This is a genomic window from Variovorax sp. MSC1_012 (genome assembly GCF_023667525.1).
GTDB lineage: Bacteria > Pseudomonadota > Gammaproteobacteria > Burkholderiales > Burkholderiaceae_C > Variovorax > Variovorax beijingensis_B.
Map to the genome: position 1 here is coordinate 2,518,116 of NZ_CM174443.1, position 26,113 is coordinate 2,544,228.

At 60.5% G+C, this 26,113-nt stretch carries 23 protein-coding genes and 2 pseudogenes; 10 read left to right on the forward strand and 15 right to left on the reverse strand.

Features of this window, described 5'->3' with window-relative positions:
• Positions 1 to 190: 190 nt before the first annotated feature.
• A complete protein-coding gene (locus tag L1081_RS11950) occupies positions 191 to 1,795 on the forward strand; it encodes a diguanylate cyclase (RefSeq protein WP_489416590.1) in 1,605 nt (534 codons plus the stop codon).
• 413 nt (positions 1,796 to 2,208) lie between these two features.
• Positions 2,209 to 3,468 (forward strand): tyrosine-type recombinase/integrase, encoded by a 1,260-nt coding sequence (locus L1081_RS11955; RefSeq protein ID WP_489416591.1) that lies wholly within the window; start codon positions 2,209 to 2,211, stop codon positions 3,466 to 3,468.
• Between the two features lie 294 nt (positions 3,469 to 3,762).
• On the opposite strand, the gene fahA is transcribed toward L1081_RS11955, so the two are convergent.
• The gene (gene fahA / locus L1081_RS11960) at positions 3,763 to 4,767 is read right to left on the reverse strand and encodes a fumarylacetoacetase (protein WP_489416592.1); all 1,005 of its coding nucleotides are present in this window, start codon (positions 4,765 to 4,767) and stop codon (positions 3,763 to 3,765) included.
• 51 nt (positions 4,768 to 4,818) lie between these two features.
• Here fahA and L1081_RS11965 point away from each other — a divergent pair, with 51 nt between their 5' ends.
• Positions 4,819 to 5,823: an IS5 family transposase gene (locus tag L1081_RS11965; protein ID WP_489416769.1), complete on the forward strand. Its 1,005-nt coding sequence runs from the start codon at positions 4,819 to 4,821 to the stop codon at positions 5,821 to 5,823.
• Between the two features lie 117 nt (positions 5,824 to 5,940).
• Here the strand turns inward: L1081_RS11965 and L1081_RS11970 are convergent, their stop codons facing one another.
• The 3 genes and pseudogenes from L1081_RS11970 to L1081_RS11980 all read right to left on the reverse strand — a co-directional run bounded on the left by L1081_RS11970 (position 5,941) and on the right by L1081_RS11980 (position 8,430).
• Complete coding sequence (locus L1081_RS11970) at positions 5,941 to 6,300, reverse strand: hypothetical protein (protein ID WP_489416593.1); 360 nt, start codon at positions 6,298 to 6,300, stop codon at positions 5,941 to 5,943.
• A gap of 183 nt (positions 6,301 to 6,483) precedes the next feature.
• Positions 6,484 to 7,928: pseudogene (locus L1081_RS11975) on the reverse strand (IS1182 family transposase).
• Positions 7,929 to 8,019: 91 nt separating this feature from the next.
• Positions 8,020 to 8,430 carry an Imm70 family immunity protein gene (locus L1081_RS11980; RefSeq protein WP_489416594.1) on the reverse strand — a complete coding sequence of 137 codons (411 nt, stop codon included), beginning with the start codon at positions 8,428 to 8,430 and terminating at the stop codon, positions 8,020 to 8,022.
• Between the two features lie 649 nt (positions 8,431 to 9,079).
• Between L1081_RS11980 and L1081_RS11985 the strand changes: the two genes are divergently transcribed.
• Together L1081_RS11985 and L1081_RS11990 are read left to right on the forward strand one after the other, a co-directional pair.
• Positions 9,080 to 9,475, forward strand: a complete 396-nt coding sequence (locus L1081_RS11985) for a tautomerase family protein (RefSeq protein ID WP_489416595.1) — start codon at positions 9,080 to 9,082, stop codon at positions 9,473 to 9,475.
• A 187-nt stretch (positions 9,476 to 9,662) separates the two neighbouring features.
• A complete protein-coding gene (locus L1081_RS11990) occupies positions 9,663 to 9,902 on the forward strand; it encodes a hypothetical protein (RefSeq protein ID WP_489416596.1) in 240 nt (79 codons plus the stop codon).
• Here L1081_RS11990 and L1081_RS11995 read toward each other — a convergent pair.
• The 5 genes from L1081_RS11995 to L1081_RS12015 all read right to left on the reverse strand — a co-directional run bounded on the left by L1081_RS11995 (position 9,899) and on the right by L1081_RS12015 (position 15,569).
• Complete coding sequence (locus tag L1081_RS11995; protein WP_489416597.1) at positions 9,899 to 10,999, reverse strand: porin; 1,101 nt, start codon at positions 10,997 to 10,999, stop codon at positions 9,899 to 9,901. The two genes, L1081_RS11990 and L1081_RS11995, sit on opposite strands and share 4 nt — an antisense overlap.
• 147 nt (positions 11,000 to 11,146) lie before the next feature.
• Positions 11,147 to 12,112: a 2Fe-2S iron-sulfur cluster-binding protein gene (locus L1081_RS12000; protein ID WP_489416598.1), complete on the reverse strand. Its 966-nt coding sequence runs from the start codon at positions 12,110 to 12,112 to the stop codon at positions 11,147 to 11,149.
• Positions 12,113 to 12,136: 24 nt separating this feature from the next.
• The gene (locus L1081_RS12005; protein ID WP_489416599.1) at positions 12,137 to 13,798 is read right to left on the reverse strand and encodes an MFS transporter; all 1,662 of its coding nucleotides are present in this window, start codon (positions 13,796 to 13,798) and stop codon (positions 12,137 to 12,139) included.
• Positions 13,799 to 13,841: 43 nt separating this feature from the next.
• The gene (locus L1081_RS12010; RefSeq protein ID WP_489416600.1) at positions 13,842 to 15,170 is read right to left on the reverse strand and encodes a Rieske 2Fe-2S domain-containing protein; all 1,329 of its coding nucleotides are present in this window, start codon (positions 15,168 to 15,170) and stop codon (positions 13,842 to 13,844) included.
• 51 nt (positions 15,171 to 15,221) lie between these two features.
• The gene (locus L1081_RS12015) at positions 15,222 to 15,569 is read right to left on the reverse strand and encodes a hypothetical protein (RefSeq protein ID WP_489416601.1); all 348 of its coding nucleotides are present in this window, start codon (positions 15,567 to 15,569) and stop codon (positions 15,222 to 15,224) included.
• A 144-nt stretch (positions 15,570 to 15,713) separates the two neighbouring features.
• On the opposite strand from L1081_RS12015, the gene L1081_RS12020 reads away from it, so the two are divergent.
• Positions 15,714 to 16,670, forward strand: a complete 957-nt coding sequence (locus L1081_RS12020; protein ID WP_489416602.1) for a LysR substrate-binding domain-containing protein — start codon at positions 15,714 to 15,716, stop codon at positions 16,668 to 16,670.
• Positions 16,671 to 16,787: 117 nt separating this feature from the next.
• On the opposite strand, the gene L1081_RS12025 is transcribed toward L1081_RS12020, so the two are convergent.
• The 5 genes and pseudogenes from L1081_RS12025 to L1081_RS12045 all read right to left on the reverse strand — a co-directional run bounded on the left by L1081_RS12025 (position 16,788) and on the right by L1081_RS12045 (position 21,046).
• On the reverse strand, positions 16,788 to 17,792 hold the full coding sequence (locus tag L1081_RS12025) for an IS5 family transposase (RefSeq protein WP_489416769.1): 1,005 nt from the start codon (positions 17,790 to 17,792) through the stop codon (positions 16,788 to 16,790).
• 100 nt (positions 17,793 to 17,892) lie between these two features.
• Positions 17,893 to 18,870 carry a Gfo/Idh/MocA family oxidoreductase gene (locus L1081_RS12030; protein ID WP_489416603.1) on the reverse strand — a complete coding sequence of 326 codons (978 nt, stop codon included), beginning with the start codon at positions 18,868 to 18,870 and terminating at the stop codon, positions 17,893 to 17,895.
• Positions 18,867 to 19,709, reverse strand: a complete 843-nt coding sequence (locus L1081_RS12035; protein WP_489416604.1) for a class III extradiol dioxygenase subunit beta — start codon at positions 19,707 to 19,709, stop codon at positions 18,867 to 18,869. The genes L1081_RS12030 and L1081_RS12035 overlap by 4 nt, the downstream gene beginning before the upstream one ends.
• Positions 19,702 to 20,103 (reverse strand): protocatechuate 4,5-dioxygenase subunit alpha, encoded by a 402-nt coding sequence (gene ligA / locus L1081_RS12040; protein ID WP_489416605.1) that lies wholly within the window; start codon positions 20,101 to 20,103, stop codon positions 19,702 to 19,704. Before ligA ends, L1081_RS12035 begins: the two co-directional genes overlap by 8 nt.
• A gap of 35 nt (positions 20,104 to 20,138) precedes the next feature.
• Positions 20,139 to 21,046 (reverse strand): annotated as a pseudogene (locus tag L1081_RS12045) (amidohydrolase family protein).
• A 141-nt stretch (positions 21,047 to 21,187) separates the two neighbouring features.
• Here L1081_RS12045 and L1081_RS12050 point away from each other — a divergent pair.
• Positions 21,188 to 22,120: a LysR substrate-binding domain-containing protein gene (locus tag L1081_RS12050; protein ID WP_489416606.1), complete on the forward strand. Its 933-nt coding sequence runs from the start codon at positions 21,188 to 21,190 to the stop codon at positions 22,118 to 22,120.
• A gap of 534 nt (positions 22,121 to 22,654) precedes the next feature.
• On the opposite strand, the gene L1081_RS12055 is transcribed toward L1081_RS12050, so the two are convergent.
• A complete protein-coding gene (locus L1081_RS12055) occupies positions 22,655 to 23,365 on the reverse strand; it encodes a helix-turn-helix domain-containing protein (protein WP_489416607.1) in 711 nt (236 codons plus the stop codon).
• 43 nt (positions 23,366 to 23,408) lie between these two features.
• Between L1081_RS12055 and L1081_RS12060 the strand changes: the two genes are divergently transcribed.
• Genes L1081_RS12060 through L1081_RS12070 form a run of 3 tightly spaced genes read left to right on the forward strand, consistent with a single transcriptional unit; the run spans position 23,409 to position 25,866 of the window.
• The gene (locus tag L1081_RS12060; protein WP_489416608.1) at positions 23,409 to 24,575 is read left to right on the forward strand and encodes a tripartite tricarboxylate transporter substrate-binding protein; all 1,167 of its coding nucleotides are present in this window, start codon (positions 23,409 to 23,411) and stop codon (positions 24,573 to 24,575) included.
• A gap of 3 nt (positions 24,576 to 24,578) precedes the next feature.
• Positions 24,579 to 25,451 carry a PhzF family phenazine biosynthesis isomerase gene (locus L1081_RS12065; protein ID WP_489416609.1) on the forward strand — a complete coding sequence of 291 codons (873 nt, stop codon included), beginning with the start codon at positions 24,579 to 24,581 and terminating at the stop codon, positions 25,449 to 25,451.
• Positions 25,411 to 25,866 (forward strand): Rid family hydrolase, encoded by a 456-nt coding sequence (locus L1081_RS12070; protein WP_489416610.1) that lies wholly within the window; start codon positions 25,411 to 25,413, stop codon positions 25,864 to 25,866. Before L1081_RS12065 ends, L1081_RS12070 begins: the two co-directional genes overlap by 41 nt.
• Positions 25,867 to 26,113: the final 247 nt, after the last annotated feature.

A 26,113-nucleotide genomic window follows, 5' to 3' on the forward strand; every position in this document is an offset into this window, starting at 1 on the left:
CGGGAGCGGTCCTTCGCGCATTGGCAGGAATGCGTTGATGGGGCGAGCCCGCGAAAAGTATTCGGTAATACGGTAGAGGCAACTTGCTATGCCACCGGTTGCGTTGCCACCCAATTGAAAAGATGGCCTCCCTAGTGACGAATTCAATTCCGTACTGCGCCTGCGCGGACCATGTGAAGTCAGGTCTTCGATGAAAACGGTTTTTTCGCCCACGTCGCCCGAGACTGCTTCGGATACTTCTACTGATCCATGGCCGGCGACCGACGCGAACGCTCTTGCCCGCAAAACAGACGCGCAAAGAAGTCGCGTCATCTACGGTACTACTTTGTTTGTAGTGTTTGTGTGCGTGGCGTTGCTGGTCATGAACGCATGGCTGGTCATTCGCGCGCGCACAGCGGAAAACGAGCAAATCGCGCGGGCGAATTCCAACCTCGCACGCGCGGTCAGCCAGCAGATCGACAGCACCGTTGCCCTGGCCGAGCACATCATCTCGGGCATCGTCTTCGAACTCGAGCGTGCGGACATCACGCCCGACACGCTGCAGCGCCTTCAACCGGTCCTCGTGAACCATGCCTCCGAAGTCCAGGCCATCAAGGGACTCTTCATCTACGACGATCAAGGCCGGTGGCTGGTCTATTCCGATGCATCCCCAGCGGGTACTCGAAACAATTCGGACCGCGAGTATTTCATTCACCATAAAACCAACCCGAGTGTGCGCACGCTGATCAGCGGCCCCATCGTGAGCCGCTCTTCGGGCGAGTGGGTGATTCCGGTGTCGCGGAGGATCAATGATCCGGACGGCAACTTCGCCGGCGTGGTGCTGGTCACGCTCAGCGTCAAGCACCTGCTGAACGTCCTGGACCGCTTTCAGATTGGCGAGCAAGGAGCGATTGCGCTGTTCGGGACGGACCAGCTCCTGGTTCGCAGGCCCTTCAGGGAAGCCGACCTGGGCAGGCGCAATACGGACACTCCGTTGCAGCAGCGCTTCCGGGCCGCGCGCTCGGGCACCGTCGAGGGGAGATCAGCGATCGATGGCGTGACACGGATCATCAGCTTCGAGCACTTGCTGGACTATCCGCTCTTCGTCACGGTTGCCGTGGGCGAGGACGAGGCGCTGCGGGAATGGAAATCCGCATCGATCTATCAAACGGCCTGGGTGGTTCTCTTGTGCCTGGTCGTCGGCGTGTCGGGCCGCTATCTGATTCGCTCGATGCGCAGACGACTGGTCGCTGAACTGCATTTGCGAAATGCCCGGGACGCATTGACGGAGGCCAATGAGCGGCTGGAACATCTTGCGCAGGAAGACGGACTGACGGGCCTGGCCAACCGCCGCTACTTCGACGCCCGCCTGGTCCTCAACTTTCAACAGGCGCTGGCAAGCCAAACGGCGCTGGCGGTCGTCATGGTCGACGTTGACGAGTTCAAGAAATACAACGATCTGTACGGCCACCTGGAAGGCGACGACTGCTTGCAGCGGGTCGCACAGGCACTGCGCTCGGCCGTGTGGCGCTCGGGCGATCTTGTCGCACGCTACGGGGGCGAAGAAATGGTTTTGCTATTGCCTGCGACGGACGCCGAAGGTGCACTCGAGGTTGCGCAAAGGGCGCGGCTGGCCGTGGTCGACTTGCAAATTCCGCATGCGGCGTCAGCGCTGGGTACAGTGTCCGTCAGCCTTGGCGTAGCAGCCGGGGTTCCGCAGCCCGGCGGCACGCCGTTTGAACTGTTGAGAGCCGCGGACGAAGCGCTCTACCTTGCCAAGCAAGAGGGGCGAAACAGAGTCAGGGTGCACGATTGAGCGGTTTGCGGCTGCGTCGCCCGCGCGAGGGCCGAAGGCTTGCCATTGCGCCGAAGGCGAGTAGCTTCGTGTGCAAGGATGCGCCGCCCTGGCAATGCACCTGCGCCAGCCGACAGATACCTCAACGGCGAGGGGAGTTCGAGGGCTTTTGCTAAGCTGGCCAGCTCTGTGCCCCACGGCAAAAGCGCAGCGAAGCATAGGACAGATACGGACCGAAACGACGCTGAGAGCACGGGAAAAAACTTTTTGAAATCAACAGCTTAGAATATTTCATGAAAATTGCTACTTGGAATGTGCATTGACCGCATTTTGGATTTTCTTGAATTTCTTTAATAGCTCTCTCCGAAATAAATACCTTATAAAACAACAACTTACACCCACTCCTGTGCGGCCTTGCATCTTGGCGCACTTCCTTGGTAGCCGAGCTTTTTGTGGGTATGCTGGTGGGTACGGAACCTCGCCACAGCACCTTGACTACCGCAATACCCCTTCGCGAAAACAGCCGCCCGCTAACCGAAACGCGGGTAAAAAACGCCAAGCCAAATCCGCGCCCTTACAAGCTCGTAGAGCCCGGCGGCCTGTTCCTGCTTGTGCAGCCAAGCGGTACAAAGCTTTGGCGGTACCGCTTCAAGCTGAACGGAACCGAAGGCTTGCTGGCTTTGGGTCGCTACCCCGACACGACACTGAAGCGTGCACGTGAGCTGCACCAAGATGCTCGCAAGCTCGTCGCGGACGGCATCAATCCCGTTCACCACCGGCAAGGCGAAAAGCTCCAGACAAATTTATCGACTTTCGGCAACTTGGCCACATCGTGGCGCTTGGTGACAGATGGCCGGCTGCGCCCGGCAACCATCAAGCAACGCGAGCGCGAGCTGAAGAATGATTTGCTTCCGAAGTTTCAGAATCGACCGGTGGCGAGCATTACGCGCGCAGAGCTAGCCGCTCATCTGACCACTGTGGAGAAACGCGCCCCCGAGACAGCCAGAAATCTGCGCACCCATCTCGACGCAATTTTTGAGCACGCAATTGATGTTGGCTTGCTTACGGCAAACCCCACTCCGCCCCGCCGAGTACTCTCCACACGGCGGTCAACGCACCATCTGTCGCTGCCTTCAGAGCGCATGGGAAATTTTCTGCGCGCACTTGATGCGTCGCGTATCAATCCAGAGACCCGCATCGCGATGTTGATGGTTCTTCTGACGGCCTGCCGAAAGAATGAAGTCATCGGGGCCGAATGGAAGGAGTTTGACCTGAAAGGAAAGTCATGGACCATTCCAGCCGCACGCATGAAAGCGAAACAGGAACACTGGGTCCCGCTTTCGGAGCAAGCTGTCGAACTGCTCCAGGAATTGCGCAAAGACACCAACAGCAAACACCTTCATCTGTTCCCCAACCGCGTTGATCCGACAAGGCCGATGGCCAATCGGTCACTCAACGCTGTTCTGGAACGTCTCGGCTACGGCGGCGAAAGCACCCCACACGGCATGCGGGCTGCGTTCAGTACGCATTTCAACAAACTGGGGGCGAGCGTCGACGTGATTGAACATTGCCTCGCTCATGCGCCAGTGAATCGAGTGCGTGCAGCCTACAACCGACATGCTTATCACGACGAACGCCGGTCAATGCTGCAAGCGTGGGCGGACTATTTGGACCACCAAAGGAACGAGCTGTGAACTCTGCCAAGACGACAGCGCCCCCAAGACATGCTCCTTGAAGTACGCCGCCAAGACAGCGAGAACAGCAAATCAACAGCGGCCTGATATCTCCTAGAGTCAATCCCTGCAGCGACATGGTGTTTACGCAGTTGCTGCGGTGCATGAAATCGCTGGGCACGAAAGAGTCCGTTCTCGAACTTCTGGTTCAGACTGGTTGCAGATGTCCAATCGAAGCGTGCGGACGGGTACTATCGGCCCGGACCGGAAATTTGGTAAGCGTGCTAGTTGGCGTCCAAGAACTCTCCAGACAAGTTATAGCCTCGCCTTGCGCACAGTCGCTGTGCAATCTCCGAAGCCGATCCAACGGCGGCCCGGTTGCTCGCAGCGGCCCCGCAATGTGACTGTGTCGTCATCGTGCAGGAAGAGACGTTCTTCGCCGTTAGACAGTCGCAGTGGATGCCTTCCACCTTGTGTGATTTCCAGCAGACACGCTGCTTCGCCAGTTCCCGCGCCGGACAGCGTCCCCGTTCCAAGAAGATCTCCTGACATCAGGTTGCATCCGTTGATGGTGTGATGTGTCACCAGTTGGGCCACCGTCCAATACGCCGCCTTGGCGAGGCCGGTGCGAACGATGCATTCCCCGCTCTGCCCCTGAGCCCTCATTTGCGGCGTCTGTAGCCAGACCTCGAGCCTCACATCGATCGCTCCGAGTTCACGCCCCGCTTGGGCCTCCAGGTAGGCCAGCGGCTGCGGTTCATCGGCCGATCGGACGAAGGGCGTGCGGAATGGCGCCAGGGCCTCCAGCGTCACGATCCATGGCGACAGCGTCGTGGCGAAACTCTTCGCCAGGAACGGCCCGAGTGGCTGCGCTTCCCAAGCTTGGAGATCACGTGCGCTCCAGTCGTTCAGGAGCGTCAGGCCTGCAATGTGCTCCTCGGCCTCGTCGATGGGGATCGCATCGCCTTGCTCGTTGCCTCGGCCAATGACGATGCCCATCTCCAACTCAAAATCCAGCCGGGCGCTTGGCTGCATCGACGGCTCCTCGGCACCTGTGGGCTTGACCTGCCCCTTGGGCCGCGCGAAATCTCGCCCGCTGACTTGTATGGATGACGCGCGTCCGTGGTAGCCGATGGGCACCCAGCGGTAGTTCGGCAACAGTGGCGTGTCGGGCCGGGACAAGCGACCGGTGTTGTGCGCATGGTGGATGCCGATGAAGAAGTCGCTGTAGTTGCGGATCTCGCACGGCAGGCCCAGCTCCACCCCCGTCATTGGCACCAGCCAGGGCTTGATGCGCACTCGGTTGCCGTTGCCGTGCATCAGGGCTAGGGAAGGTCTGAACAAGTCCACCGATCATTCCACCAGACGTTGATCGCTCAAAGGAGCCGAAGCGATGAGCCAGCTGAGCTTTCGGACGCGGAGTACGCGGGCAAGAGGAAGAAGACCAGACGCGAGGTCTTCCTCGAAGAGATGGAACAGGTGGTGCCCTGGAAGGCGCTGCTGAAGGTCATCGAGCCGTTCTATCCGGCGGCCGGTCGCGGCCGCAGGCCGTATCCGCTTGAAGCTATGCGGCGTGTGCACCTGATGCAGAACTGGTTTGCGCTGAGCGATCCAGCGATGGAGGAAGCGCTGTATGAGATCGCCTCGCTGCGCAACTTCGCGGGGCTGAACCTGAGCGAGCCCATTCCGGACGAGACCACGATCCTGAACTTCCGGCAGCTGCTGGAGGAATACGACTTGGCCGAAGACATCCTGAAGCAGGTCAATGCGCACCTTGCGCGCAAGGGCCTGCTGCTCAAGCGAGGCAGCATCGTGGACGCAACGATCATCGCAGCGCCCAGCTCGACGAAGAACGCCGAGGGCGAACGCGACCCCGAGATGCACCAGACCAAGAAGGGGAACCAGCGGCACTTCGGAATGAAGGCGCACATTGGCGTGGACGCTGACAGCGGGCTGGTCCACACGGTGACCACCACGCCAGCCAATGAGGCCGACGTGGAGCAAGTTGCCGATCTCCTGCATGGCAAGGAGCAACAAGTCTGGGCCGACTCCGGCTATCGAGGCGCCCCGAGTCGCGTGGAGCGCGAAGACCTGCAGTGGCATATCGCCGCGCGGCCCAGCGACATCGCCAAGATGCCCGACGGGAGGGCCAAGACGCGGCTGCAGAAGCAAGAGCATCGCAAAGCAAGCATCCGCGCGAAAGTGGAGCATCCGTTCCGCGTGATCAAGCGCCAATTCGGCCTGGTGAAGGTGCGCTTCCGCGGCCTGCAGAAGAACACGGCCCATCTGCTGACGCTGTTCGCGCTGTCGAACCTGTGGATGGCGCGCAGGCCATTGATGGCGATGACGGGTGTAGTCCGTCCAAAAGCGACGTGAGCGCCTAAGAGGCACCTCAAAAGCCACTTCTGGAGGCGATCGCATCATGAACTCAGCGAACCATCGCAACATACGCGTGCGCCGCCGGCTCGCGTTTGCGAGTTGTTCAGACCTTCCCTAAGTGAGGCGCCCAGTATCCATGAGGTATCCGACGAAGTCATCATGTAGGCCTTCGCCCAGATGGTTGTCTCGTTCGTCAATCAGATAGATGCGCCCCTTATCCGCGAGGGCCGTTCCGCCATCAAGCGCGGTCAAAAGCGAAACGCAATAACCACGCAAACACTCTGAAAGGACCTTTGCAACCGTTGCGTCGCTCACACCCGCCGTGGCGAACGCGTTCTGAATCTCCCGGTACGGCACATCGTCTTCGACCCAATCGAGCTTCGTGTCCCGATTGGTAAGGGCCTCCGACGCCAAGGCTGCCCAGTCGTCCAAGGCCCCCGCCAAGTCTTCAAACAGGTCCAATTTTGTCGCCATGAGATTCCTTATTGAGCGCCGCCTTCGAACGGCTTCTTATGGCCGAGGTTGTGTGGAAACGCACTCGACGTGCGAGTATGCCGAACTCAGATGCAAGCTGGCGCGCTGCAGACGCGGAACTCGGCGGCGAAGTCAGTGATGCAGGCACTGGCCGCGCTGCGCCGCGAGCGCGACTAAAAGGGCTCACGCCCTTGCCAACTGCATCGCCCTCATTGTTCTCGCGATCCCCAGTATGTTCATCACTCGCTTGAGGTTGTAGGCCAGCATGTGCAGGCTCATTTCGGCGCTCACATGCGCCAATGTCTTGGTGAGGAAGTGGGTCGATCCCATCCAGTGCTTCAGCGTACCGAACACATGCTCCACGGTACTTCTTCGCAGCGTCATGGCATCGGGCTTGCGATCAAGCCGTTGCTGAACGCGCTCCAGCACCGCTTCGTGCTCCCAACGCTTCACGCGTCGTTCTTTGCCAGTGGTGCATTGCGCCTTGAGGGGGCACTGCGGGCAGACCGACGTCCAGTAAGCCCGCAGGTTCATCTCCCGTTCCGTGGTGGTCTGATGCCACCGCAGTCGTTGTCCTGCAGGACACTGATACTCGTCATCTTTCGCGATATAGATGAAGTCGCTCTTGTCGAAGCGCCCCTGGGCCTTGGCGCCCGAGGTCATCGGCTTGGGCACGTAAGTCGCGATGCCCGTGTCTTCACAGGCCTTGAGCTCAGTGCCGTTGAAGTACCCGCGATCAGCGAAGACGCGCACCGTGCTTTTACCCATCGCCTCGCGCGCGGCCTGCGCCATCTTGCTTAGCTGGGCTCGGTCATTGCCGATGTTCGTTACCTCGTGGGCAATGATCAGATGGTGCTTGGCATCGACTGTCGTTTGCACGTTGTAGCCCACCAGGCCCGAGCCCTTGGCCTGCGAGTTCATCGAGCGTGAGTCGGGATCGGTGGTGGAGCGCTGGCCGTCGGGCTCGTGCTTCAGTTGCTCCTTGGTCTCATCGAGCTGGCGCATCTGCTCGCGCAATCTCTTGATCTTGTCCTGCAGCCGCTCGGTCTTGGCCTCGACCTCCGCGGGCTGCGTGCGGTCGGCGGTCTCCAGCGCGTCGAGGTAGCGCTGGATGCTCTGCTCGATCTGCCGCTGGCGCGCATCGATCTTGGCTGGCGTGACGTTGCGGTCCCGGCTGCTGACCGCCTTGAATTTGCTGCCATCGATGGCCACGATGGCCTGCGTGAACAGCTTGAGCTCCCGGCACATGCCGACGAAGCGCTTGCAGACGTTGCGGATGCCCGCCCCGTTGTCGTGACGGAAGTCGGCAATGGTCTTGAAGTCCGGGGCAAGCCGGCCGGTGAGCCACATTAGTTCGACGTTGCGCTGGGCCTCGCACTCCAGACGCCGGCTGGACTGGATGCGGTTCAGGTAGCCGTAGATGTAGAGCTTGAGCAGCACCGCCGGGTGGTACGCAGGCCGACCGGTGGAGCGGGGTCTGCGCCTTTGAAGCCGAGTGCCTGAAGATCCAGTTCCTCGACAAAGACGTCGACAACGCGCACCGGGTTGTCTTCGCCGATATAGTCGTCAAGACATTCCGGCAACAACGCGACCTGCTGTCGGTCTTCGCCTTCGATGAATCGCTTCATGCGCCACCTCGCTCTGACGGGTTGGCAGATTTTATTTGGAGCGAAGCGATCAACGAAGTGTTTTCACACAACCTCGGCCGGTTGAAGCCTGTCACTGGAGAATCGCATCGCGCTGTTCCGCGGCCGAAGCCGCGAGGGCTTCCTCGAGGATGCTGAACACGTCGCGGCCTGCGCTTGACACGAAGTAGTTGCCGAGGCTCGTGATTTCTGCCGCGATGTTGTTTCCCCAAGGTGGCCTCGACTGGCGATTCTCGATTTCCCACACCACCGCTGAGGGAGGCAAGCTGCTCAATGTGGCTTTGGCCTGCCGCAGTTCTCCGAGCGCTAGCAAGGCGTTCCGGTGTTCTAGGCGCCCTTGGTAGAGCTCTTTCATAAGATGAGGGAACTGACTGCCCCATCCATTGGGTTCGCAGTGCGCGCTGACGGTCGAGAAGAACGAATGGACGAACGCCGGCGCACCCAGTTCGTCCGTGATTGACCCGACCGTCACTCCCACCGCCATCAGCGCTCCTCGCGAACTGGCGTCGCGCAGTGCGTCGCCTTGTATGACTGCTATCGGGCGAATTCTGCCTCAGATCCGACTGGCCAATGGTGGCCGAAAGTACCCATTCGCGCGAGGCCGAGATGTCGGTAATCGCTGCAATTCAGCCCCCGACATGTGCGCTCAAAAAATCGGCGACCTTTCAGCCACAAACGCGCCAACCAACGATAAGTGGGCATTTACGAAGGTGAGGCGCCGCGCGCATCCCGCCCGATGGAAAGGCGGGTGCGAACCTTCAAGGTTCGCACTCCTGAAGCCTGAGTTCAATCAGGCTATTGAGTCAGGTGGCTATCAGCATCATCGATACCAAGTTCAATCTACATGGGCAAATGATCGCCCATGCGGTAGGTGCGCCAACTTCCGAGATGACCAGCAACACAGCGCGTTTTCACACGGCCTCGGCCGCATTCTGCCTGCCCGCCGCCTGGCTCCGCGCTCAATGAGGAATACCGGCCGACGAGGCGCGCACGTGCGGCGCAAACCTGCTGCCGATGAAGAGCTTCGAGCTCGAGCGCCTCGCGGCCGCACTGTGCATAGCATCGAGTGCGAGAGCTATCATTTCTCTTGTCCCCTGGCGGAATGCGAGCGTTAGATTTTCCAAGGAAACCCTGTGCCTTACCTGCAACTCGACGTCAACGACAGCTATCCCGACGACTTGAAGCAACAACTCGCGGCTCGGATGTGCGAGACCTATGCTTCGATGATGAGCGTTGATATTCGGCGGATATCCGTAGCGATTCGGGAATTGGGCGCAGGCGGTATCTGGCGCATCACCGAAGTGGGTAAGGTTCCTGTTCCCGTTTCCTTGCTGATGTTGGACATTCGCCGGGGCCGGCCAGCCGAACTTCGGATGGCGGTAGCCAAAGCGTTGTGCGCTCATTGCATCGAACTACTGGGCGTACGTGAGGACCGATTGAACGTCGAGTTCACTCAGCACGATGGCGACGAGATGTACCACCCCACACTGGGTGGCTTCAGCCCAGACTGGAAGCCGGGAGAAAGCTAGGACCGACATCCGTTCAAATGACCGGTACCGGCCGAGGCGTGCTGGTCAATAGCGCCTCATAGTTTGCTCTTGAGAGCCGGGTGCTTTCGTCCGCTTTTGAAGGAAACCAAGTTTCCAGCGTCATCACGCGGAAACAATTGGCAGCAATCGCTGCATTCCCATTACTCCACTAGTGGATCGATTTTCGGTGGCACTCAACGTCGTCCTGGTTCGAGCGATTGCCATGCAAAAGCTTGCCGGAGCTTCGCTGGTAGCGGACCACAATCAAGCGTTGCTCGCGCGCACCGGGATTTTCCAGCCTTACGGCACTCAACCCCACTGCGCCGTCAGACGCAGCGTGCCCGAGCAGTTCGTCGTTCGCAGATGGCCCATGCGCTGCATCGTCGCCACCAATGCCGTGCATCGCAGCGACCCGCCATCCCATTAGAAGCTGTGCCGTATACCCAACATCACGCCCGATTGCCCGCGACCAGCACCAGGTGGCACCCCCGTGAGCTCACTCGCAGTAATTGAGTAGGCCGCATTGCGTTCGTTGGAAACATGCCCAACCATCGCATATACCGACGTGCGGCGACTCAATCCGTAGTTACCTCGGATAACCGCCATCCTGGCGCCAGCGTCTTGCCGTGCGTCCTTCAGTGCGAGCAACTGTGCATCGACACTGAATGAGCCATACACAACGTAGTTGATGCCGACGAAGTAGATGTCGGTCGAGAGCGGGATAGGGGCCGCGCTTAGCTTGCGCTTGATCCAGCCCGCGCCGATCTTCGCGTCTCCGAACTTGACGTAGCCGTTAAGAATGGTTCGTCGGTCCTTGTTGTCCACGCTCGGTCGAGTGCCAACGGGTTGGCCGAAAAAGTTGCCTGACGCACCTCCGTTGAGTTCATCGTGCACCAGCGCGACTCCCCACCCCGGCGTGTCGTACTTGACCATGGCGGACCATTCTCGGCAAGCTCGCCCACCCGTCTCGCCGGGACAATTGCCCGGCGGGGCAACATCCCGGCCCAACGAGTACGTGGCGCCCAACGTCAGGCCGCCGAACGTCCCGCGGTAGGCGAAAGAGTTGTCGACGCGCGACTGCGGCAGATAGGGATCGAGTGCTGCCGCACCGAAAACTGCAGGGCCGATGACATCTGCATCGAACATCGAGTAGAACGTCATGGTGTATTGGCGTCCCACTGAGAAGGTGCCCCAGCCAGTCGCCAGCCCGACGTATGCCTGACGTCCAAATGACCGGCCACTTTGCTGCGGCAGGCCGTTGTCCACGCCGAAACCCATTTCCAGCGCGAAGACGGCACCCAAACCGCCACCAAGGTCTTCTGCGCCGCGGAAGCCCAGGCGCGAGGGAGACTGCCCGCCGCTGAGTGAGGTCAAGCGAGTGGTATGGACACCACCTCCCTTGATGTACTCGACGCCGGTATCGACCAGACCGTAGATCTGGACGCCCGGCGCGCTCGAACTCTGCGCGCAGATCGGGCAGGCGCACCCCATCGAAAGCAGGGCCGTAGCCAATGCTTTTTTCATCTTTTGTCTCCTGTTGTATTTATAGAACCTGCGCTTGCCGAACGAGGCTGCGGCGCGCTTTTACTCGGGCGGCGTATGCCGGCCTCCAGCAACTAATGTGATCTGGGTGCTCACACCTCCTGTCTGGAATGAGAGGTTGACCTGCCGTCAAAGATCCAAGACAAGACGCGCAGAGCGCGCACGCGAGACGCAGATCGCCATGCAATCGCCGCACGCGCGCTCAGTGCTGCTCAGGAATGAATCCCGATGATCAATCAACCCATCGATGACCTGAGTGATGCATGTTCCGCACACGCCCTGCTCACAAGAAGTCTCCACATCGACCCCGGCTTTTCGCACGGTGTCGGCGATGGTTTCGTCCTGACTCACGCGCAACGTGAGGCCACTGCGTGCTAGCTCGATCTCAAAACCGTCTGAGGGCTTCGAGAGCGCCAGCGTGTCGGACGAGAAGTACTCGAGATGAATCGAGTCCTCCGGCCAACTCGGGCGAGCGAGTTCCTGCACCAAGCCCATGAATGGACGAGGCCCGCAGAGGTACACATGAGCGCCATTGATGGGATGCGCCAGTGCATCGTTCAGAGTCAATGCGACTGCATCGCGATCAAGGCCGAAATAGAATCGGCAACGTTCGGCGAACGGACCATTTTTCAGAGTCTCCAGGAATGCGGCGTGGGCAGGCGTTCGGCAAAAATAGAGCAGTTCGAAAGACTTGCCCTGAGCATGGAGCTCATATGCCATGCACAGCATCGGTGTGATGCCGATTCCGCCGGCGACCAAGATGCTGTGGCGGGCGTCCTTCGCCGAAGAGAAGTTGTTTCGCGGCGCAGAGATCTCGAGCACCGAGCCTTGATGCAGCTCGTCGTGTACCGCTTTCGATCCCCCGCGGGACTCAGGTTCGCGTTTGACCGCCACGCTGTAGTTGGCGGTATCGTTGACCTGACCGCACAGCGAGTACTGCCGAATCAGGTTCGGTCCCAGATGCAGATCGATGTGGGCTCCGGGCGTAAAGCTGGGCAGCGGCAATCCGTCGCGGCGCGCAAGCCGCAGATGCCGGACATCTTGGGCGACCTGCTCCGCGGCGACCACGACGACGGGGATGGTTGGACTTGTCATATGTGTTTACTGTGTGCGACACAATCAGGCGGAGATGTCGATGTCCTTGGTCTCCCGCAACCCGAGGGCGCCGACGACCACACAGACAGCCAGCACGATGACCGAGTACCAGAGCCCGAAGTAGATGTCGCCGCTGTAGGCAACCAAAGCAAACGCTGTCGTTGGTAGCAACCCGCCGAACCACCCCGTTCCGATGTGATAAGGCAGGGAGAGCGATGTGTAGCGGATCCGCGCCGGGAACATCTCCACCAGCAGTGCGGCGGCCGGCCCATAGGCCATCGAGATAAGGACGACCAAGACGAAGATGATCAGGAGCAGCATTGGCTTGTTGACCTGCGCAGGGTCGGCGGTGCTTGGATATCCGGCCTGTTTGATGGCTTGCGCCAACTCGGCCGCGAATCGGGTGCTCTGGGCCTTCGCATCCTGTGACGAACCATCGAATGATTCGATCACAGTCGTTCCAACGCGAACCTTGGCGACCGAACCAGGTGCCGCGGCTTCATTGCTGTAGCTGACCGACGCTCCCACGAGGCGGCTCTTGGCGATATCGCAGGAACTCTTGAACTGTTTGGTTCCGGTGGGATTGAACTGGAAGCTACAGTCCGCAGGATCGGCAGCGACGATGACGGGGTACTGCTGCAATGCTGCCTCCAGCGCAGGATTACCATAGTGCATGAGCGCTTTGAACGCCGGGAAGTACGTCAGCGCGCAAAACACCAAGCCCGCGAGGATGATCAGTTTTCGGCCATAGCGATCAGACAACCATCCGAAAAGCACGGTAAAAGGCACTGCCAGCACCAGGCCGCCGACCACCAGGATGTTGGTGGTGAGTGGATCGAGCTTCACCGTCTGCATCAGGAAGAGCAGCAGATAGAACTGGCCCGTATAGCCGACGATGCCTAAGCCTGCGGTCACACCGAACAAGGCCAACAGGACGATGCGCAAGTTCGACCAGCGCCCAAAGGCTTCGTCCAGCGGTTGCTTGGACTGCCGGCCCTCCTCCTTCATCTTCTGAAACACCGGAGATTCGTGCATCGCCATCCGAACGACCACCGATATTGCGAGCAACACGATGGACAAAAGGAATGGAATGCGCCACCCCCATGCCGCGAACTCGGGCTCACCCAGCATGGTGCGACAGCCCAGGATGACTGCCAGCGACAGAACCAGACCGCCGGTAGCAGTGGTCTGAATCCACGACGTGAAGTAGCCGCGTCGGTCCGCTGGCGCATGTTCGGCGACGTAGACGATGGCACCGCCGTACTCGCCGCCCATGGCCAGACCTTGAAGCAGGCGCAGGATGATCAGCATGACCGGCGCAGCAATGCCGATAGAAGCGTAGGTCGGCAACAGACCGACTGCAAAGGTGGACACGCCCATCAAGGAGATGGTCACGAGGAAGGTGTACTTGCGCCCGATCATGTCGCCAAGCCGACCGAACACGATGGCGCCAAATGGCCGCACGATGAAACCCGCAGCGAATGCGAGCAGCGCAAAAATCAGAGCCGTTTGCGCATCTGTTTGCGCGAAGAACTGCTTGGCAATGATTGCAGCGAGCGAGCCGTAGAGAAAAAAGTCGTACCACTCGAAGATCGTCCCGAGTGAGGAGGCGATAAGAATCTTGCGCTCTTCGGAAGAGAGGGTACGTCTCGTCGCGACGAGGCGCTCCTGCACCATTGCATTCATGTTCGTGTCTCCAGTATTTTTGTGTAGGTGCCTGGCCCGTCGCTCAGGTCGATTGGGGCTTGCGTGCCAAGGCAAAGAGTCGGTCGTCTGCGGCATACGCAGCACAGAAGTCCTCCTTCTGCTGGTCACCTGCGATCTCGCCGGTGATCACGACCATGTCGCGGAAATCGTTGTCCGCTTCCGTGCGCACCACGCCCCGTGGATCGCGGCCGGCCATCACTTCGTCCACTGCCTCGTCGAGCATTCGGCGCGCGCGAACGATCGCGATGTCGGACGAGGACAGGTGTTCGTCGACCTGCTGATGGATCGTTCCCTGGGACTGCGTGATCGCGATGTCGTGGACGGAGAAGCACTCGCCGAGGCCAAGGTAGGCCTTGCCCTGCATGGACGCGCGGTCCTGGGAATACAGGTCGTCCTTGGCACGCCACATCCGGTCGCCTTCGGCCTTTTCCGCTTCGTACTGACGGATCAACGCCTCCTTGTCCAGACGCCCGCTACGGTGGAAGATGAACTCCCAGCGCCAGTGATGCTGATCGTCGATCGGCACGTCCCACAGCATCGTGAGGCCACCTTCGCCCAGATAGCCTTCGAACCCTCCAACCGCGCAGGCGTTGGGCATGACGAAATTCGTGATGCGTAGGGATTTGCGATCCGTGCCTTCTATGTCTCGACTGGTGTACAGGCGCACGCCGAAACGGGTTTCTTCGACCGCCAATTCGGGACGCGCCTGATTGGCAAACACCCCCCAGCGCGCCTTCATCTCTGCATCGGCAAGTTCGAGCTGGTGCAAGTACGAGGTGTGAACAGGGTCGATGTTGCCTTCGCTCGCCTGCAGCCAGTTGCAGTCGCCGAACCAGCGCGTCGTGTACCTGAATTCGCCGCCTCCTGCCAATGCCGGATAGTTCGGGAACAGCGGAGGCTCCCCGCGCCCCATATAGGTCCAAAAGGCACCCGCCGCCTCATGGATCGGGTAGGACTTCATCTGGATGCGGTCCTTCGCCTTGGGCGACGCCTCGGCGGGTTGATCCAAGCAGCGACCGTGAACATCAAACAGCCAGCCGTGATAGGGGCAGCGAATCCCGCCATCTTCGACCCGGCCCAGCGCCAAGTCGGTGCAACGGTGCGCACACTTGCGGTCGATCAAACCGACGCGATCCTGGTCATCCCTGAACAGCACGAGATCCTCGCCCAGGATGCGGATCGGCCGTGGTGCGGCGCCTTGCGGCAGAGCTTCCACCAGTTCCACTGGCTGCCAATAGCTGCGCATCAGGTCGCCCGTCGGGGTGCCAGGGCCGGTCTGTGTCAGGTATTGATAGCGATCGGCGCCTCGTGGCTTCATCTTCACGGGTTTGGCTTGGACTTCTTCGGTCATTGCAGATATCTCCATATGGGTTTTGAAAGTGGGGGGACGCAGGCCGATGGGTCAGCGCCGCACCGGAAAGCAGGCCGTGTCGCCGCCGCGTTTGCGCCGGAGCGTCTTAGCAATGGCACCGACCCCGGTGGGCAGCAAAGGAAACAGCAGCGTGACCACTGTTGCGGCGCCGACATAGCTCACTCCGACCCTGGACATGAACGAAGCCGGAGCGACACCGCCCGAAAGCGCAGACCATGCGCTGGTTGTCAACGCACCGCCCAGGCAGGTCAGAAAGGACCCCAGCCAGCCAATCGGCAGACACTTTCGGCGCGCCAGCCAGGTGCCCAAAAGTCGCCGAATGAGCGGTCGCAAGCGGCGCTCAGGCTTTCTGGGATGCTGTGTCGTTGTCTCGGTCACGGTGGAATCCCGTTCGTTGTCTTTTGAATCTGGCTCGGAGAGAGTGAATCGCTTGGCCTTGAGAATTACTTTAAGCTAATATCCGAGTTCTTAAAACTTAGTGAATGTCATATCTGATATTCAGAAACGGCATCGACTCAGCCTATGGAATTCAAACAACTCCAGCACTTCATCAAGATCGCGGATGCGGGAAGCCTCACGCGCGCAGCGGCGACGCTCGGGGTCACACAGGCTGCGTTGAGCCGACAGATGGCACTTCTGGAAGCGGAACTGGAAGTTGAGCTGTTTCGCCGTAATGGACGCGGCGTGGTGCTGACCGACGCTGGCATGCGGCTCCAGGAGCACGCCCACCCGATCCTGCGCCAGATCGCGCAAGCACGGCGTGCCGTACAAGGTGGGCATGGCCCCATCCTCGGCACACTGGCGTTGGGCCTGCCGCCCAGCCTGGCGCGCACCATGTCCGTGCCGTTGATCGAGGCATTTCAGGCCACCCTCCCTGAGGCTTCGATGCGTTCGGTAGACGGGCTTTCAGTGAACCTGCTGCAGCTCGTGGCGTCCGGCCGGCTCGACTGTGCGGTGGTCTACGATCCCGCACCGCGTGCCGAACTCGCTTATGTGCCGCTGGCTTCGGAAACGCTGTACCTGGTTACCGCAACCCAGGCGCCGCCTGGAGCCGCACTCCGTGCGGCCGTCTCTATCGAAGAGATCTCCGAAATTCCGCTGGTCATCGCCGGCGCGCACAACGCGATTCATGCCGTCCTTGAATCCGCGATGACCGCGATCGGGCGAACCGCCCGCATCGCCCATGAGATCGCCAATCTGAACGCGATTCTTGACCTGGTGCGCAGGGGGCACGGAGCATCAGTCATCCCGCTCAGCGGCCTGCACTCATGCATCGACGATCCGGGGCTCACACTCCACCGGATACGCAAGCCCTCTATGCAGTGCACGTTGTGTGTCGCGCTGCCTGCCGAGCACCAGGCCGACCCTCTGATGGATGCAACGATGGCCTTGCTACGCAAAGTTATCCCGGAGCGGCTAAAAGCGTTTCACACCGATGTCGAGGATGCCATCCGGCGTCGACACGGGCGTGCCCCCTAGGGAAGGTCTGAACAACTCGCAAACGCGAGCCGGCGGCGCACGCGTATGTTGCGATGGTTCGCTGAGTTCATGATGCGATCGCCTCCAGAAGTGGCTTTTGAGGTGCCTCTTAGGCGCTCACGTCGCTTTTGGACGGACTACACCCGTCATCGCCATCAATGGCCTGCGCGCCATCCACAGGTTCGACAGCGCGAACAGCGTCAGCAGATGGGCCGTGTTCTTCTGCAGGCCGCGGAAGCGCACCTTCACCAGGCCGAATTGGCGCTTGATCACGCGGAACGGATGCTCCACTTTCGCGCGGATGCTTGCTTTGCGATGCTCTTGCTTCTGCAGCCGCGTCTTGGCCCTCCCGTCGGGCATCTTGGCGATGTCGCTGGGCCGCGCGGCGATATGCCACTGCAGGTCTTCGCGCTCCACGCGACTCGGGGCGCCTCGATAGCCGGAGTCGGCCCAGACTTGTTGCTCCTTGCCATGCAGGAGATCGGCAACTTGCTCCACGTCGGCCTCATTGGCTGGCGTGGTGGTCACCGTGTGGACCAGCCCGCTGTCAGCGTCCACGCCAATGTGCGCCTTCATTCCGAAGTGCCGCTGGTTCCCCTTCTTGGTCTGGTGCATCTCGGGGTCGCGTTCGCCCTCGGCGTTCTTCGTCGAGCTGGGCGCTGCGATGATCGTTGCGTCCACGATGCTGCCTCGCTTGAGCAGCAGGCCCTTGCGCGCAAGGTGCGCATTGACCTGCTTCAGGATGTCTTCGGCCAAGTCGTATTCCTCCAGCAGCTGCCGGAAGTTCAGGATCGTGGTCTCGTCCGGAATGGGCTCGCTCAGGTTCAGCCCCGCGAAGTTGCGCAGCGAGGCGATCTCATACAGCGCTTCCTCCATCGCTGGATCGCTCAGCGCAAACCAGTTCTGCATCAGGTGCACACGCCGCATAGCTTCAAGCGGATACGGCCTGCGGCCGCGACCGGCCGCCGGATAGAACGGCTCGATGACCTTCAGCAGCGCCTTCCAGGGCACCACCTGTTCCATCTCTTCGAGGAAGACCTCGCGTCTGGTCTTCTTCCTCTTGCCCGCGTACTCCGCGTCCGAAAGCTCAGCTGGCTCATCGCTTCGGCTCCTTTGAGCGATCAACGTCTGGTGGAATGATCGGTGGACTTGTTCAGACCTTCCCTAGAGACTGCGCGAAATCGGGCGAGAACCGACAGCTGGCGCAGCTGCGGCTCGAGATTCACGGGGGCAGGTTGTGCGCGCGCGAACCGCCGAGAGATTCCTCGAGCGTCGCGAGCACACGATAGCACGGCAGAACACGTTGCACACTGGCCTGCGGCTCTCTGCCTTCTCGGATGGCCGCAAGAAACTCTCGGTCCTGCAATTCGATACCGTTCAGGGAAGGCGCCACGCCTGAAACGTCGATCGCGGCGCCCTCTCCGTCAACCAGTTCGTCATAGCGTGCCACGTAGGTTCCGCTGTCGCCGATATAGCGAAACACGCTGCCCAGTGGTCCCTTGTTGTTGAAAGACAGGGCGAGCGTGCACAGCGCGCCGGAACTGCTCTTGAGTTGGATCGACATGTCCATCGGGATGCCCAGGTCCGGATGCACCGGACCTTGCATGGCATGCGCGGCCACGATGCCGCCCTGCGACTGATGAATGAACAGGTCGACGGTGTGCGCCGCGTGATGCCACAGAAGATGGTCCGTCCAGCTGCGCGGCTGTCCCAAGGCGTTCTTGTTGGTCCGCCGGAAGAAGTAGGTCTGAGCGTCAAGGTGCTGCAAAGCAAACTCTCCTTGCACGATCTTGCGATGGACCCATTGGTGACTGGGATTGAACTGGCGGGTATGGCCACACATGGCCACAAGCCCGGTAGATGCCTGCAATGCCGCCACCGCCTCGACGTCAGCGATTCGATCGCCCAGCGGTATCTCGACCTGCACATGCTTGCCCGCGATCATGCACTGGATCGCCTGCGCAGCATGCAGCGGCGTGGGCGTGCAAAGAATGACGGCCTCGACCTGCGAAAGCGCCAGGCTTTCCTCAAGCTTCGTGGTCGCGTGTGCCACGCCGTACCGCCGCGCCGCCTCAAGGGTCTCACCGCTGTCGCCGCCGATCAAGGACACCACCTCGACGCCGTCAATCAGCTTGAGCGCGTCCAGATGCTTGGCACCGAATGCACCGATGCCCGCGACAGCAACCCTGATGGTTCTCATACGTTCTCGAGCACCAGCATGCCGTACGCCGTGTTCGATGCCGGCACATGATAGAAGCGATGCACCTGTCGTACATCGGCATCGAGTGCACCACGCATGACGAGCCACATGATGATCTCCAGGCCTTCCGAGCCTGCCTCGCGCAGCAACTCCGTGTGCCCGATGCGCGTGAGCGCCAGCGGATCGCTGACCATCCTATCGAGCCAGGATTGGTCGTACGGCGCATTGATCAGCCCCGCGCGCTCCCCCTGCAACTGATGCGACATGCCTCCCGTTCCGAAGATGGCGACTTTGAGATTCGACGGATACGAGTCGATCGCACGGCGTATCGCCTGGCCCAGACGGAAACAGCGGTTGGCCGTAGGCGAGGGGTACTGAATGACATTCACGCACAGAGGGATCACCTGACAGGGCCACTCCGCGGGCTGCCCGAACGCCAGGGACAGCGGAACCGTGCATCCATGGTCCACCGTCATGTCGTTGACGATCGTGAGATCGAACTCGTCGTTGAGAATGAGGGACTCGACCAGATGCCAACCGAACTCCGGATTTCCCCGACACACAGGCACCGGCCGGGGTCCGTATCCCTCATCGTGCGGGGCGAACTCCGTACCGACCCCGACCGCGAAGGTCGGCGTGACATCCAAGCCGAACCGGGATGCATGGTCGTTGTAGACCACGATGACGACATCGGGCTTTGCCTCGGCGATCCATTCGCGCGCTGGCTGGATGCCATCGAACAAAGGCTTCCAGTAGGGCTCACCTGTTTTCCCGTGATCGATTGCCGCACCGATTGACGGTACATGCGACGTGGCAAGGCCACCAACGAGTTCAGCCATGCGAGCGCTCCTTCTTGCTGCGGTTAGAGTCGATCGACCGCCCGCCGGTCATCATCATGGCTCGAAACTCGTCCACCGTCATCCCGGTACCCGACATGGCGGCACCGGCATGCTGCATCGTGAGGCCATCGAAGATGGCCAGCTTGAAGGTGTAGTAAATGTTGCCGCCAAGACGAAGCATTTCCAACCAGTCGCGATCAAGCACAGCGCGGACCTGCTCGGTCGTCATGGGGTAGCTCGCGAGGTATGCGAATGGATCCCGGCGAAACGACGCGCGGTTATGCGCGAGGTCAAGCGACTTGCAGAACATGTTGAGGTGATAGCCCTTCCGGCAGTGCAAGCCGTCGAACACATAGGTGCCGGGAATGTCGTGGTAGTCGCGCTCCGGTGTCATGCTGTCTTTCCTGGATGTCTCTGATGCAACAGATGTCATGCCTGCCAGTACAGCGTCATGGGATTGTTCACGAGCAATTGTTGCTGCGCTCTCGCGGTTGGCGCAATGTGAGGAATGAAGTCAACGAGGCGCCCGTCGTCCGGCATGTGATCCTTCAGATTCGGATGCGGCCAGTCGGTGCCCCAAAGCACGCGATCCGGAAACTCGGACACCAGTCGCTGCGCGAATGGCACAACGTCCCGGTACGCGTGTTGTTCACTGGCGAGCGCTGGAGGACCGGATAGGCTGAGTCGCTCCGGACAGCTGACCTTGGACCACACGTTCGGGTGTTCTCGCATGAGACGCATGAACAGTTCGAACTCCGGACCGTCGACGGGCCTGCCGACATCCGGCCGGCCCATGTGATCCACGACCACGACGGTGGGCAGGCCCGTGAAGAAGTCCCACAGCTCGGCAAATCGACCGCCTCGAAATAGACCACGACGTGCCATCCGAGCGGAGCGATGCGCGCCGCGATCTCCGTCAACTCCTCCTTCGGCGTGAAGTCGACCAGACGACGAACGAAATTGAAGCGCGTTGCCCTCACTCCTGCCTCGTGCATGTCAAGAAGCTCCCGATCGCTGACGGAGCGTGAGACCGAAGCCACCCCTCGAGCCCTTCCTTCGGAATGCCTCAGCGCATCGATCAGCGCGCTGTTGTCGGTTCCGTGACAGGTTGCCTGCACTATTACATTTCTCTCGAAACCCAGGCGGTCCCTCAGGGCAAAGAGCTGTTGCCGGGAGGCGTCGCATGGCGTGTACTTTCGCGTAGGCGCATAGGGGAATACATTGCCCGGTCCGAATACATGGCAGTGCGCATCGACGCTTCCGGCAGGCAGCCGGAAGCAAGGCGTGGAAGGGTCCGGATGGAAGGGAAGCCATCCCGGTGTCATCTCGAAATCCATTGGCAGTCCTTGTCTCTGAACCTTGACGGTGTACGCCATGGTCTGTTTTGTCATGGCATCGATTCTTGGGATATCCTCGCCATGCATCAATGAGATAGGATGTAAAGCAGAAAGATCAAACCGGCATAGGTGAGGCTGCTCATGGATCTCAAGCAACTCGAATATTTCGTCCATGTCGCGGAGATGAGCAGCTTCACAAAGGCGTCGAATTTCCTCGCGGTCGCACAACCCGCGCTCAGTCGCCAGATCAGGTCGCTGGAGGTCGAACTCCGGCAAACGTTGCTTGAGCGCAATGGAAGGGGCGTCACGCTGACGCCGGCCGGACAGAGACTTCTCGAACACAGTCGCGGCATCCTGGCCCAGGTCTCGCGCGCCAAGCTCGACCTCGAAGACGATCGCGACGCGGTGACCGGCCGCATCGTGATTGCGATGCCGCCCAGCGTCAGTCGCACATTGACCGGTCCGCTCGTACGCGCCTTTCGGGACCGCTATCCCAAGGCCGTCCTGAGCATGGTCGAAGGGCTGTCCACTTATGCGCTCGAGTGGTTATCCGTCGGTCGCGTCGATTGCGCGGTGGTTTATAACGTGGCGCCGTCGGGCAGCATTGACTTGCTACCTGTTCTCGACGAACAACTCTATCTTGTCTCCGGCCGCGCGAGGACCAAAGCCCACACCCTCGAGGGATCGATGATCACCCTGGGCGACGTGGCGCAGCATGAGCTGGTGATACCGAGTCGGCCTCATTCCTTGCGCATGCTTCTGGAAACCGCCATGGCCCAGCAAGGATTGAAGCCCAAAGTCGCGCTGGAGATTGAAAGCATCCCCGCGATCCTCGACCTAGTTCGAGACGAAAGTTTCAGCGCGGTACTGGCGCTGAACGCCATCCGATCGACTGGCAACACCGATGGGTTTCACGTTCGTCCTATTGGCAAACCGAAGCTGATCACAACGCTTTGGATCGCCACTTCGGCACAACGCCCGCGCGGGCCGCTCATCGAACAATCGACTGCGCTCCTGAAAGAGCTTCTGCTGTCGCGCTGGGCTAACGGAATCTCAGCCACGCACCGTCGCTGACTCATCTGCCGATTCGAACGGGCCCCGGGGTGCTGCTCAGCCAGCGCTGCTTGGGCGTGTTTCGAGGACTGCAAATCGTGAAGCTCCATCTCCTTCGCGCGCTGGTCGAATGCGCTCATGTCCGGGGATGGTGCAACAGGTTGGAAAGACACGCCTGGTCGCCTGCCGACGAGGAACGGTCGCGCGATCAATCAACCGCGCAACCTGTGTCTATATCCGACGCGAGCGGTCTATATCGGAAGCGGATCGACGGATTCCAGTGCCTGCTTCAGGTTCCAGTGAGATTCGACAGGAAGGGGTTGGCGTCTATCGCAAGTTGGAGTCGGCCCCATCTTGTGATGTTGTGAGCTCACGTCTCCCTGATCACAACAATGCTGCCCTACAAGGTGACGACTTCCGACGAGTGCGCTGCCCTTAGTTATCGAGTTCGCTGGTTTACACCATCCATCGGCGAAACTGCAGTTCGAACTCCAGATGCCGCTAACCGGTCGACCGCGCGAGACGGCTTTTGAACCCGTCTTTGGTCTCGCCGAGTCATCCGCGTCGAGGACGTGTTGAGTTTCGGATCTCGGTCGCCGTGAGTGCCCATGTTTTCTCAAGAACGCGTGCAAGGTAGGACCCAGATTGCCAGCCGACCTGTTGGGCGATAGATAGCACAGAGTCATCGCTCGTGGACAGCAGGTAGCGCGCACGGTCAGCACGCTTGATCTGTTGGAAGGCCAGCGGCGAAATGCCAAATTCGGCTCCGAACAACCGCTCCACCTGACGCCGTGACATGCGATTTCGAGCAGCGAACGCCTCGAGTGCCAGCGGTTGCGCCAAGTCCGCCTCTATAACCTCGGCAAGCAGAGTCGCCACCATGCGAGCCGGGGTCTGCTGTCCGTGCAGAAGCGGATTGGCGCTGAGGCGCGCGGCTTCCATGATCAGCGCGCCGCTGTAGACAGCACCTTCTTCGTCATGCTCGCCCGCCTGTGCGACTTCGAGCATCTTCTGAGACAGTTTACTGAGCGCTTCGCTGCCGGCGCGCATCCCTTCTTGGGGCTCACGAATTCCCTGCGCACGAAGTGCCGTGCACCAGAAGTCCGGATCCACGTAGACGGCCAAGTGGGTTTGCTTGAGCGTTTGCGCTGATGTGGCATGCGCTGTTCCCGCGGCGTACCAGACGAAAACGCCAGGTGCCGCCGGCATCGGTTCTCCATGCTCACTGAGAACCTCGAAGCGGCCAGCAACTGGAACAAGAAGCATGTCGCAGTCGTGAGTGTGAGGCGCCGTAGCGTATCGGTCTCGCGTGCTCGCAACCATCTTCACCCGGCGCTTGAGAGTGCCGGAGAACAAGGACATAGGCGGCGGAGCGGTCGGCTTATCGAACGGCATGCTGGATTGTCGCAATCAGACCGCGTGCGTCGCGATCCGGCGTACGGATACTGGCGTTATTGCCAAGAATGCAAGGTATCGAACTAGCAAGGAATATGCAATGGGTCCTCGAAGTCTACGACGCGCTTGTCTCGCTGCGGTGAACATCAGCGTCTTGTTCAGTGCCACCCCCACGTGGTCAGCTCCAGACTACCCCAGCAAACCCATCACTATTGTGGTGCCCTTTCCCGCAGGTGGTGGCACCGACGTGATCTTCCGAGCTGTGCAAGTGAGGCTGCAAACCGAACTCGGCGTCCCGGTAATCGTCGACAACCGAGCCGGCGCCGGCGGAACCGTCGGCACTGCGTTTGGAGCCAAAGCACAACCCGACGGCTACACGCTGGTGGCCGCCACCACGACAACCGTGGCTTCTGCGCAGGCTGTTTACCCGAAGCTTTCCTACGACCCAGTCCGTGATCTGGTCCCGGTAGGCATCATTGGAACCACACCATTTGTACTGGTGACAACGCCAGGTCTGCCGGTCCGCACAGTGGCGGAACTTGTGCGTTACGCGAAAGCCAATCCAGGCACTCTTAACTACGGCAGCGTCGGCAACGGTTCGTCGAGCCATCTCGTGAGCGAGCTCTTCAAACAGCGTACCGGCGCTGACATGACGCACATTCCCTACCGCGGCGCTGCGCCGGCCCAAGCGGACCTGATGGCGGGCCAGATACAGCTGTTGTTTGACAACCCGACCGCTCTCCTGCAACAGGTGCGGGCCGCGAGGATGCGAGCCATTGCCGTGAGCGAGCCGTCAGCCGCGCTGCAGGACGTTCCGACCTTTGAGAACGCGGGCGTCAAGGACTTCAAGCCCGTGCTTTGGTATGGGCTCATGGCGCCTGCGGCCACACCGAAAGGGATCGTGGCTCGTGTCCGTATAGCACTCGATAAGGCGCTTGAAGACCGCGCGCTGCGCGCCGACATGCTTGCGAAAGGCGTGGCTCCGCTGACCAGCAGTTCTGAGCAGTTCAGTGCACAGATTCGTGCAGATATTGCATTGTGGGGTGCAATCGCACGCTCTGTGAATGCGAAAGCGGACTGAGCCATGCATCTGATTCGCGTGTTTCCTGCGCCTGGCCAACCGCTCGGCGGCAATCCAGCCCCTGTCTGGCTGGATGCCGATGGCATGACGGATACCGAGATGCAGTCGCGCACATTCGCGACCGGCCATGAGTCGGCTTTTGTGCTGCGCCCGTCCAGCCCTCATCATGATCTGCGTCTTCGATATTTCGTCCCCTTGCACGAGATGGAGATGTGCGGCCATGCAACGATCGGAGCGCTCTGGCTTTTGCATTCGCTCGGACGCTGGAGCGGGAAACCCCTTTCGATCGAGACCCTCAGCGGTACCGTTCATGGACGCCATTCGGAAGGTCAAGTTGAAATCAGTCAGCCTCGAGCTGTGATCGAGACGGTCGGCGAAGAGCTGCTAGGTGAGATAGCGAGTTGCTTGCAGATCGCCCCTGAAGCGATCGTCGGTCCGGTGCTTAACGCAGCCACCAGCCGGGTCAAGACGCTAATTCAGCTTCCGAGCTTGCAGGCTTTGCATGCGGTGTCGCCAGACTACACGCGTGTCGGGTCGCTTTGTGAACGTCTTGGCTCCACCGGCCTCTACCCTTTTGCCATGCAGCCAGAGGCTAGCGCGGCTGTCAGCGCGCGCCAGTTTCCAAAGGCTTCGGGTTATCCAGAGGACGCGGCCACCGGCATCGCTGCCACGGCGCTTGCGTGGGGCCTGCGTTACCTAGGCTGCATCGGGCATGCAACTACGTTCGTCACCGTTCGCCAAGGGGAGGCCATGGGTTCACCTTCAGAAATCTCAGTGCGGCTGCCACTATCGGTTGAAAGCCCAGAAGAACGCTGTTGGCTGCGCGGCGGCGCCTATGAGATGCGAGTTGACGAGGCGCCCAGTGATTCTCATTGACCGCGCCCGGCCCAGAGGGCTTTACTCGAGCTTCTGCCGCGCGGGAGACCGGGTGTACTCTAGCGGTGTTGTCGGACGGCTGAACGGCGAAGTCATTCGCGGCATTCTGGTTGGGCCAGCGGACGTGGAGCTCGGCCGCAATGCCGCGCGGGCTGCGACTGGTGCCATTCTCAATGCAGCTGACGAAGAGCTCGGCGGCTTGCATACGATCGCACAAGTGATTTCGCTGACAGGTTACCTACGGTCAGTGGAGAGCTTCGAAGAACACGCCGCCGTCATGGACGCCGCGTCCGAGGAATTGCAAGTTGCGTTCCCAGACACCCCGCTTCCAGTCCGCACTACGGTGGGTGTGGCATCGCTGCCAGGCGGCGGAGCCGTTGAGGTTGCTGTCGTATTTCGGCTAAGGGCTGCCTAACGGAAGCCGCTTACAAACACTCGCCCATCCTTGCGACAGCGGGGAGACTAGCGCCTCGGGGTAGCTCGCGAGGTCCACGAATCTTTCGGCTCCGGGGCCGCGCTCCAAACGCTGTCGCACCATCGGTCGGTTATTGGCTGCGATTTAACCGTTCGATGCAGTACACGGAAGATCACGGGGCAAAAAGAGACCAATGCACGGGGGTTGGTCAACGGCTGCTCTTTCTCTCGGTTCTCCGGCTGATGAA

Coding starts and splice junctions, on each gene's coding strand:
- L1081_RS11950 (WP_489416590.1), top strand. CDS start 191: ATGAAAACGGTTTTTTCGCCCACGTCGCCCGAGACTGCTTCGGATACT.
- fahA (WP_489416592.1), bottom strand. CDS start 4,767: ATGCACGGCAACGGCAACCGAGTGCGCATCAAGCCCTGGCTGGTGCCA.
- L1081_RS11995 (WP_489416597.1), bottom strand. CDS start 10,999: ATGAAAAAAGCATTGGCTACGGCCCTGCTTTCGATGGGGTGCGCCTGC.
- L1081_RS12010 (WP_489416600.1), bottom strand. CDS start 15,170: ATGACCGAAGAAGTCCAAGCCAAACCCGTGAAGATGAAGCCACGAGGC.
- L1081_RS11970 (WP_489416593.1), bottom strand. CDS start 6,300: ATGGCGACAAAATTGGACCTGTTTGAAGACTTGGCGGGGGCCTTGGAC.
- L1081_RS12000 (WP_489416598.1), bottom strand. CDS start 12,112: ATGACAAGTCCAACCATCCCCGTCGTCGTGGTCGCCGCGGAGCAGGTC.
- L1081_RS12065 (WP_489416609.1), top strand. CDS start 24,579: ATGCATCTGATTCGCGTGTTTCCTGCGCCTGGCCAACCGCTCGGCGGC.
- L1081_RS12005 (WP_489416599.1), bottom strand. CDS start 13,798: ATGAATGCAATGGTGCAGGAGCGCCTCGTCGCGACGAGACGTACCCTC.
- L1081_RS12035 (WP_489416604.1), bottom strand. CDS start 19,709: ATGGCTGAACTCGTTGGTGGCCTTGCCACGTCGCATGTACCGTCAATC.
- L1081_RS12050 (WP_489416606.1), top strand. CDS start 21,188: ATGGATCTCAAGCAACTCGAATATTTCGTCCATGTCGCGGAGATGAGC.
- L1081_RS12020 (WP_489416602.1), top strand. CDS start 15,714: ATGGAATTCAAACAACTCCAGCACTTCATCAAGATCGCGGATGCGGGA.
- L1081_RS11980 (WP_489416594.1), bottom strand. CDS start 8,430: ATGGCGGTGGGAGTGACGGTCGGGTCAATCACGGACGAACTGGGTGCG.
- L1081_RS12030 (WP_489416603.1), bottom strand. CDS start 18,870: ATGAGAACCATCAGGGTTGCTGTCGCGGGCATCGGTGCATTCGGTGCC.
- ligA (WP_489416605.1), bottom strand. CDS start 20,103: ATGACACCGGAGCGCGACTACCACGACATTCCCGGCACCTATGTGTTC.
- L1081_RS12055 (WP_489416607.1), bottom strand. CDS start 23,365: ATGCTTCTTGTTCCAGTTGCTGGCCGCTTCGAGGTTCTCAGTGAGCAT.
- L1081_RS12070 (WP_489416610.1), top strand. CDS start 25,411: ATGAGATGCGAGTTGACGAGGCGCCCAGTGATTCTCATTGACCGCGCC.